Source organism: Desulfosporosinus lacus DSM 15449 (genome assembly GCF_900129935.1).
Lineage (GTDB): Bacteria > Bacillota > Desulfitobacteriia > Desulfitobacteriales > Desulfitobacteriaceae > Desulfosporosinus > Desulfosporosinus lacus.
Genome location: NZ_FQXJ01000037.1, coordinates 23,124 through 30,838, shown reverse-complemented (window position 1 = coordinate 30,838; position 7,715 = coordinate 23,124). Strand labels below are relative to the sequence as shown.

The window sequence follows — 7,715 nt, the reverse complement described above, 5'->3', positions numbered from 1 at the left end:
AAGTTCAATCTGAAGAGATTTTTTCACAAAGTTCAGTTCGAAAATGATTAGGTCTTTAAAGCCCATCTTACAATTGTTTGAACGCGTAAAATACGTTGATTTAGTACGTGTTTCACACATAAACACAATATCATTAGTAAGCTGATTTGTAATGTTTAATCCTTCTAAAAATGTCTTTTTTCCTATCATTCTTATCACCACTATCAAATTGATATACCAATAAATGGTATTCACTCTGATTATGGTGGCCGATTTGAAATGTCAAGCGTTTTTTGCTATTGTTAAAACATTTTTTGCAATTATAAAGGGCTATTTCCTATTTATGTAAGGATAGCCTGATGACATTGGGTGCGTTAGCCCAAGGAATTATTGGCTGGATTTCACTCCGTTCCCGCTTTAAGCGCTTCGCTCATCGGTATACGCGCCACCTTTCTTCTGCATATCAATTTTGCGAGCTCAAAAGTAACCATCACGACTACAAAACCCAAGAGCATATACCAAACGTTAAGTTTAACCGGCAGTACAATCTGCAGGCTCTCTGTCAAAGAGCCATACAGCGCCCCCACGGTTCCCAGCAAAGCGGGAATACCGAGCAGATAGCCCGCTACAACAATAAAGGTATTACTGCCCAATATCAATCTGCCGATCTCCTTTTTCCTGTAACCGAAGACCTTCATTAACGAGATACTGGTTCGGCTTTCATCAACCACTAAGCCCGTTACAATATAGATGATAATCAAACCGAGGATAAAAGCGGCGACGATAAGTCCGTAAATCATAGCGCCCATTTGATCAATCAACTTACCGAATCCCGTGATGATGGCATCAATGGATTTTACACTCTGAATCTTACCCTGGGCAAAGGTCATCGATTCGTCGCTCCAAATACCGATATAAGCGTCTGCGGGGTGCCCAAACTCGGAGTTAAACTGATTGAGGGGCATAAACAGGAAATCCCCTGCATAGGTATCCGCTACTTTTCCAATGATAAGAGTGTGTTTCGATCCGTTTTCCGTGTCGAACACCGTCACGCTGCCGCCCTCGTTCACATTCAGCTTTTGCGCCAAGGGGGCCGTAATTGTGGTCTGATCCGGTTTGAACGTTTGCCCGAATGTGTCTTTAAGTCTGATCCTTTCGGTGTTGGGCAGAACTCCGGTAACATAAAAGCTTACTTCCTCATTGTCGGCAAGGCTCACATAGGCCGCGCCAAATTGTTCAGTTCCCGCCGGCGGAGTTCCGGTTTTATCCGATGCAAACACGTACTCATACTTCAGGTTGTACATTTCCTTTACACCCTCGTTGAGCATATAATCAACGGAGCTTTTCATGGTCAAACCGTACAACATGAGCATAGTAGCAACAACAACCCCAAACAACAGAAAGAAGGTTCTTGATAAGCTGCGGACCTGTTCCCTGATTTGAAATTTTGTGGTAAAGCCCAAGCGGTCCAGCCGCAGACTCCGCTCTATAAAGTTAGTCTTATTTTTTACTTCTCCTCCTTTCATGAGTATTGCCGGCGGTGTTTTCAGTATCTTGCCGATAATACCCCAGGTGACGCCGCAAAGAATTATAATCGGAAGCAGAACAGCGAAAACAATCAGCCAAGGATTAAATATTGTTTCATAAACCGGCATAGGGAAGGCGGTCAGCATAAAGTGAAACGTACTGTCCGCCAGTATTAGCCCCAATATGGAGCCGATCGCCGAGCCGATCACGGACACCAGAAGCGGGAACATCAGATAGTGGCGGCGTAATTCCCGTCTTCGATACCCTTGGGCGTAAAACGTCCCGATGATCACTGATTCGCTCTTGATTATCCGCCACATCAGCATTCCGAGCAAAACACAGGTGAGTGCAAGCATGGCAAGGGGGACAGCGGCGCTCATCGTGGATAATACACTTACCTCCATAGGAACATAGGATACGTTAACTTTCTTTTCGGTACTCTGCCAGTTTGTTATCTGGGCACCCGGCGAACGCAGCTCGTTTTTGACTGCTGCTTCCTGAGCTTTGATATTTTCCCTCTCGTCAAAACGAATAGCGTAAACCTCACTTCGATCAGGTAAGGAGTTAAAATCCGTTTTGCCGACAACGCCCACACCGAAGGTCTGGGGATCGTTCATCATCACTTCTTTTGACTTGATAACATAAATAAAATTGGGTAAAAGAGTATAGCCCGAAACCGTGAAATCCTTGTTTGCGATAGTGATCGTGTCGCCGATTTTATAGCCGTTTGTTTCGGCAAACAAGCGATCAAGCATAATTTCCGAATCCCCCGGTAAGTTCCCCTCTTGGACGGCGGGAGTATTGACCATGTTCATCATGGAAAATACCCGCAATGTTTGACCAGGTTTCACTTCGCAGTCCGCCGTGCCACCCAGCTCAACCTTCGCGTCAAATTGTTCGCCAAGAGCGTCTGCGTCAATTTCGGAACCGGTAGAAAACTCCGCGTCAGACAAAACGTTCCGCTCAGAAAATACCGTAAACGCATTATGCAAATTGATCGATGTCATATTCAGCATGACAAACATCATACTGCTGATCATCAACAGAAGCATGGCGCCGATGTACCGGGCCTTATGCTCCAGCATGGTTCGTATTACTTTTCTAAACAGCGTCATTACCACTCAATCCTTTCCGCCGGAAACGCTTCTTCATGCCGGATCGTTTCCACGATCTCTCCGCTGCGCAGCTTGTAAACCACATTTGCCATATTGCCGATTGCAGTATTATGGGTAATCATCAAGATGCTTGTTCCAAAGTCGCGATTGACCTTTTGTAAAAGAGAAAGCACACCGCGAGACGTTTCATAGTCCAACGCACCGGTCGGCTCGTCACACAAAAGCAGTTTGGGGTTCTTAACAATAGCCCGGGCTATGGCAACACGCTGCTGCTCTCCACCGGAAAGTTCTCTTGGAAAACTCCTTTTTTTCCCTTCAAGGCCAACCGCTCTCAGTACTGTATCTATATTCAGCGGAGCTTTTGATATATTGGAAACCACCTCGATATTTTCCGTAATCGTGAGATTGGGTACGAGATTATAAAACTGAAAGATAAAACCGACTGAATCCCGGCGATAATCCGTCAGCTTGTCGTCGTCGAGAACAGTAAGCTCCAAGCCGTCGACATAAATACTGCCGCTGTCCGCTCGGTCAACGCCACCGATAATGTTCATTAGTGTTGATTTTCCTGAGCCGGAGGGGCCGAGTATCACGCCGGTTTGCCCTTTTTCAAGGGTAATACTTATCCCTTTTAATACCTCGCTTTTATTTTTGCCCGTATTATAGCTCTTCTTCAAATTCTCAACAGTAATAAACATAATTACCGCTCCATTCCTTGTTTTAGTAGTGAAACCATGCTTTTTATAAAACTTTCCATCTCGCGAAAATGTTCTTCCGTAGGCTCATACTTAAAATCCTTAGCCCTTGCCATAATCTCCCTGGTGAACTTTTCCGTTACCCCTTGAAAAAACAGCAAAAGGATTTTGTCGTCTAAGTCATCACGAATCGTTCCTCTTTTTTTGCCGTTGTCAATCAGCCTCAGCTCATACTCCTCGCCGATCCTGTATAATTCGCTGTTTGCTTCCTTTGCCAAGCTGGCGTACTTGCCCGATGCTACGTCCATGGAAAACTCAACCAGCAGAGGCTCTCTTTTTAATAGCTCAAACCTCTCGCGGCTTCCGGAAAGAAAGTACTCATAGACATCCATGTCCTTCAAGGGAGTTTGCCTGTCGATCACTTTCATAAAATACTCCAAGGCCCAGGTGACGGAATATAGAAACAGTTCTTTTTTATCATCGAAATATTGATAGATGCTGCCTTTGGCAACTCCCGCATTATGGGCAATCACTTCTATTTTTGATTTTTCAAAACCATGAGCCTGAAATTCCTCAATGGCTGCTCGCATGACTCTTTCCTTCTTGTCATCGTCCAAGCGATTAAAAGTTCTTTTCGGCAATGTTAACCCTCCAATACCAAGTAATATGACTTGTTGGTCACATTATATGACTTACGAGTCATATTGTCAATGAGTAGAGAATCTTTGCATATAACATACATCAGCATTGCGCTACATAGAAAGAAGCAATATGTCAAAAATCGTGTGTTTTTCGCAGATGAAAAAACAGCAATCGCGGCTGGATATCGTCCATGTGCGAAATGTATGACGAAAGAGTATGCTGATTGGAAAGCAAAATAATACCAGTTCATTTATACATATTTATTGATAAATAAGTACACAAATACAGTTAGGATCATTAATGTAAGCGCATGTTTTGATGAATAAGTCTGTAGTATATGATATTGGCAAGCTGATAGTAACTTAAAACACACACAAATATATCTATGAAGAAATTTGTCATAAAGGGGAATACTATCATGAGCAACTATAACGCAGTATTAGCAAGAAATACGGAAAATGCTCCAAAAGGTATCGGTCCATATTCACAAACTGTAGCTTTCTCTCATTACAATAATCTTTCAGCTCAATTACCCATTGATCCAAAATCCGGCAAGTTGGTAGCTGGTGGTGCAAAAGAGCAGGCTGAACAGTGCCTTAAAAATATCAAAGCAATTGTAGACAGCATCGACCATGTTATGAGCGATGTTGTTAGAATCACAGTATTCGTTAAAAATATCAAAGATATTGATGCTGTAGACGAAGTTTATAAAACATTCTTCCCAGGCTATGTTCCTACACGGACGATAGTCGCAGTTGCAGCTTTGCCTATGGATGCTTTGGTGCAAATTGAAGCACTTGTTTCAAACGGTGAAGGTACAATTCCAAACGCACCACAAGCAGGCGACCTCATAAAGCTTACAAATAACACGGCAAATGCGCCAACATGTCCTCTATCTACGCAAACTGTCGCTTTTTCTCATTACAATAATCTTTCAGCTCAATTACCTATCGATCCAAAATCTGGTAGAGTGGTAGCCGGTGGTGTAAAAGAGCAGGCTGGACAGTGCTTAAAGAATATCAAAGCAATTTTAGAAAGTATCGACGTTCCTTTTGACGATATTGTTAAAATTAATATCTTCCTCAAAAACCTCTCGGATATTGAAGCCGTAAACGAAGTTTATACAACATTTTTCCCAGACTCAGCTATCGCCAGGGCCGCAGCCTATGTCCCTGCACGGACAATAGTTGCAGCTTCAGCTTTATCTATGGATGCTTTGGTACAAATTGAAGCAGTGGTGTCACACGGAGATGGTACACCCCCACAAGCTGTTGAAGACAGGCATGGACTCATCATAGAAGCAAGCAATACGGAAAATGCACCAAAAAGTTCTCTATATACACAAACTGTAGCTTTTTCTCATTACAATCATATTTCAGCTCAATTACCTCTAAACCCCAAAACTGGTGAAATGGTAGCTGGTGGTGTAAAAGAGCAGGCTGGACAGTGCTTAAAAAATATCAAGGCAATTTTAGAAAGTATCGACCACGTTATGGACGATGTGGTTAAAGTAAATATCTTCCTTAAAAATATCGCAGATATTAATACTGTAGACGAAGTTTACACAACATTCTTCCCAAGCGGTGTTCCTGCACGAAGAACAGTTGGCGTATCAGCTTTACCTAAAGATGCTTTAATCCAAATCGATGCAGTTGTATCAAACGCTGAAGGAACACCTCCAAAAGCATAACAGGCATTTGTTTGTAAATACAGGAACGATCTCAAATGAAAATTGAGACAGCTTCCGTTTTTTAACAGCGCAAAAAAAGCATCGAGATTTTAGCCGATTATGGCAGAAATCTTGATGCTTTTTTAGTTTCCGGGCATAACAAAAAAAAATGGGTTAGCTTGCGAATCTATGCGATTGAATTTTTATAGAGGGTGACACCTAAACTTTAAGTTTAACTGCCAAGTCGTGGCTATTTTCCTGCTAATAAATAAATTGCTGATTCATATGCTAATAACGTGCTAAAAACTTGCGATTTTGTCTGTTAAGTTAGAAGATGATCCTGGAAAACGAGTACAAAAGGCAAATTTCAAGTTATTGGTACCATAGCCTGATGACATTAGGTCAGACCCTCTAGGCTCTCCTCTAATCCCTCAAGGCGGTTGATCTCAGTCCCCTTTTCCAGCACAACGACTGAGGGGATGGTTTTGATGGCATATTTTTCGGCTAGGTTTTTTTTCGTTGCCATATCGACACAAAGGATTTTATAGTCCGTACCCGATTTCTCGTTCAGTTCTTCCAAAGCTGCGCGATACTTAAGGCTTTCATTGTCTTGGGCATTAAAGAACAATAACAGAACCTTTTTATCGCTTTGCAAAACATTGTTGTTAAAGTCATTAACTTCTTCAATATAGCGTTCTGCTGCAACAGCGGCAGTTGCACCGTCCCCAGCGGCGGAGACAACTTGTCTGAGATATTTCACTCGGTTGTCCCCCACTGCATAGACCCCTTCAAGGTTGGTTTCCATCAGCTCGTTGACGGGGATATACCCTCGTTTATCCATCGCTATACCACTGTCTTTAAGATAGCCCGTCGAGGGAACCATACCTACAAAGAAAAAGACACCCTGGCAGCTAAGCTCTGACGTTGAACCGGTTTTCAAATTCTTGATTTTTACCCCTTCGACATTTTCTTTACCTACGACTTCCTCGATGGTCGAGTTCCAGATAAACTCCATTTTTTCATGATTTAAGGCTTTCTCAGCACTGACTTTATTGCAATCCAGAATTCCTTCATCATGTAAAACGATAACCGTGACCTTACGGGCAAACTTGGTTATAAACATGCCTTCTTCAATAGCCTGGTCACCGCTTCCGACGACAACAACATCTTCTCCCTCGAAGAACTCGGCATCACAAGTAGCGCAATACGCTACACCCATACCCCTAAGTCGCTTTTCACCCGGGATATTGAGTAACCTGGGCTCGCTGCCACAGGCCACAATAACCGCTTTGGCTAAAAACTCCTGGCCCTTTTTGGTCACAACCTTCTTTTCCGTTTGTGAAAAATTCGTCTGGGTAACCTCACCTTTTAAAAATTCAACCCCAAAGGTCTCCGCATGTTTCTTAAAATCCTTCATCAGATCCGGACCGCTGATTTGCCCATATCCCGGATAATTGACGATTTCCCGAGTCGTATTAACTAAGCCGCCAATCGCACCTTTGTTTATGACTAGGGTCTTAAGTTTAGCCCTTCCCCCATAGATCGCGGCAGAGAGCCCCCCAGGACCGCCACCAATTATGATTAAATCATAGCTATTTGCCATGCCTTTCACTTCCTCTTTTAAATTATCAGGATTGTTCCCCATTGTGTGAAGGTCAGACCCCCACACAATTCCTACTCGAGGATGTCGGCGATTCTTTCTTCGACTTGGTCCTCCTCAACTTTGCCGGCTTGTTTTCCATGGTACTCACCATCTTTAAAGTAGAGCAACTGGGGAACACCTTTTAAAGAAAACCGTTGGAATAAGGCCTTATCTTCTTCTACATCAACATAATAGAAACCAAACTTGTTTTCGTATTTCGGTTGTAATTCTTCTAAGACCGGTACAACTTCTTTACAGACATGGCACTCTTTTCTTGAAAATATGACGACACATGGTTCACCATTATCATAAATAACTTCCTCAAAACCTGCAGCACTTAATTGTTTTAATGACATAGTCTCCAACTCCTTCATAATAAACATTGAAAGCAACTGAGAAGTAAGTATCCCCTACCGTTACTTCTCAGTCGCTGATTTAGTTTGTCG

General features: G+C 42.8%; 7 protein-coding genes and 1 pseudogene. 2 read left to right on the top strand and 6 right to left on the bottom strand.

All coding sequences use genetic code 11. The annotated features are described in order from the left end of the window. The 4 genes and pseudogenes from BUB11_RS28080 to BUB11_RS25510 all read right to left on the bottom strand — a co-directional run. Positions 1–189, bottom strand: a pseudogene (locus BUB11_RS28080) (hypothetical protein); the annotation flags it as partial. Positions 190–380: 191 nt separating this feature from the next. Beyond that, positions 381–2,621 (bottom strand): ABC transporter permease, encoded by a 2,241-nt coding sequence (locus BUB11_RS25520; protein ID WP_073033337.1) that lies wholly within the window; start codon positions 2,619–2,621, stop codon positions 381–383. Continuing rightward, the gene (locus tag BUB11_RS25515; protein ID WP_073033335.1) at positions 2,621–3,319 is read right to left on the bottom strand and encodes an ABC transporter ATP-binding protein; all 699 of its coding nucleotides are present in this window, start codon (positions 3,317–3,319) and stop codon (positions 2,621–2,623) included. Before BUB11_RS25515 ends, BUB11_RS25520 begins: the two co-directional genes overlap by 1 nt. 2 nt (positions 3,320–3,321) lie before the next feature. Continuing rightward, positions 3,322–3,957: a TetR/AcrR family transcriptional regulator gene (locus tag BUB11_RS25510; RefSeq protein ID WP_073033333.1), complete on the bottom strand. Its 636-nt coding sequence runs from the start codon at positions 3,955–3,957 to the stop codon at positions 3,322–3,324. Between the two features lie 69 nt (positions 3,958–4,026). On the opposite strand from BUB11_RS25510, the gene BUB11_RS27320 reads away from it, so the two are divergent. Continuing rightward, a complete protein-coding gene (locus tag BUB11_RS27320) occupies positions 4,027–4,197 on the top strand; it encodes an Ada metal-binding domain-containing protein (RefSeq protein WP_143187719.1) in 171 nt (56 codons plus the stop codon). A gap of 179 nt (positions 4,198–4,376) precedes the next feature. After that, a complete protein-coding gene (locus BUB11_RS25500; RefSeq protein ID WP_073033331.1) occupies positions 4,377–5,648 on the top strand; it encodes a RidA family protein in 1,272 nt (423 codons plus the stop codon). Positions 5,649–6,024: 376 nt separating this feature from the next. Here BUB11_RS25500 and BUB11_RS25495 read toward each other — a convergent pair whose 3' ends face one another. Then, positions 6,025–7,230, bottom strand: coding sequence for an FAD-dependent oxidoreductase (locus BUB11_RS25495; RefSeq protein ID WP_073033342.1), 1,206 nt, complete (start codon positions 7,228–7,230; stop codon positions 6,025–6,027). Between the two features lie 71 nt (positions 7,231–7,301). Beyond that, positions 7,302–7,643: a thioredoxin family protein gene (locus BUB11_RS25490; RefSeq protein WP_282434051.1), complete on the bottom strand. Its 342-nt coding sequence runs from the start codon at positions 7,641–7,643 to the stop codon at positions 7,302–7,304. Between the last annotated feature and the right edge of the window lie 72 nt (positions 7,644–7,715).